Here is a 1,101-nt window from a genome sequence, read left to right as displayed (position 1 = left end):
CGATCGCCTGAACATCCGTAGACGGAAGTAGGCCGATGGCTCTGCCCGGCTCGCCCTTGATTTTATCCAGGAATTTTTCAGCCTCTTCCTCCCCGGATCCTGGTGCAGCGCACCAAACCCATCCAGGTCACAGATTCAGGGAGAGAAGTCCTGCGGCTTGCCCGTCAGATAGACGCCCTGTCGCGTGACACCGTGCGAGAACTCGGTTTGGAAAACGGTTCGAACAGCTTCGCCCGCGTCTCGATCGCGGTCAATGCCGATTCGCTGTCCACGTGGGTTCTCGGGGCCCTCGCGGAGTTCACGCAAGAAGTCAGTTTCGATTTTCATCTCGACGATCAAGACCACACCACCGAACTGCTACGCGACGGTTCGGTCATGGCTGCCGTCACGTCTGTCGCGTCACCGATTCAAGGGTGTACCTCCAGTCGGTTGGGCATCATGCGGTATCGGCCGATGGCGAGCGCAGAGTTCTGCCGTCGTTGGTTCGCAGACGGTGTCACGGCCGAATCCCTTTCGGAGGCGCCGCTGGTTGTGTTCAATCGCAAGGATCTACTGCAGGATCGCTACCTCGATCAAAAGGTCGGCCACCCCGCCGATCCGCCCCGTCATCTTGTTCCGTCATCGGCAGACTTCGCGGACGCCGTCAGGCGGGGATACGGCTGGGGATTGATACCGGACCTGCAGCGCGGCGACGACGATCGATCCGGGGTGCTGATCGGATTCGATCCGGACTTCGTGGACGACGTTCCGCTGTACTGGCAGCAGTGGAAACTGTCGTCACCTGTCTTGCGCCGGATCTCCGAGGTGGTGACCCGCCGCGCCCACGAGGTGTTGCATCAGCCCTCGAGCTGATGAGCACCGCACCTGCCGTGTTGTGCTCGGGGAACAAAGAACCTGGATAAGTTGATCCCCTGGGACCGTTTCTTCGGCCACAGGACGCCGATAGTGTTTTGAGTCACACACGAATGAAAGGTGCTGACTCTCGTGGCGGACATCGGATATCTGGTGAAGTAGGTGACGGCCTGGTCGTACTTGGCGGCGTTGTCGGTGAGGATCCCGATGGCCATGACGGAGGCCATGTTGCACAGATCCCAGTTGGCC

At 60.1% G+C, this 1,101-nt stretch carries 2 protein-coding genes; one reads left to right on the top strand and one right to left on the bottom strand.

Annotation, left to right across the window (positions count from 1 at the left end):
* Window positions 1–102: 102 nt before the first annotated feature.
* Window positions 103–852 carry an ArgP/LysG family DNA-binding transcriptional regulator gene (locus tag ABT116_RS49365; protein WP_351648191.1) on the top strand — a complete coding sequence of 250 codons (750 nt, stop codon included), beginning with the start codon at window positions 103–105 and terminating at the stop codon, window positions 850–852.
* On the opposite strand, the gene ABT116_RS49360 is transcribed toward ABT116_RS49365, so the two are convergent.
* On the bottom strand, window positions 837–1,101 hold a 265-nt coding region (locus ABT116_RS49360; RefSeq protein WP_351648189.1), incomplete at its 5' end, for a hypothetical protein. The two genes, ABT116_RS49365 and ABT116_RS49360, sit on opposite strands and share 16 nt — an antisense overlap.

It is taken from the genome of Streptomyces sp. NPDC002130 (assembly GCF_040296465.1).
In the GTDB taxonomy this organism is placed as follows: Bacteria; Actinomycetota; Actinomycetes; order Streptomycetales; family Streptomycetaceae; genus Streptomyces.
The sequence above is the reverse complement of the archived record's forward strand: the minus strand, read 5'-3'. Positions and strand labels throughout refer to the sequence as shown.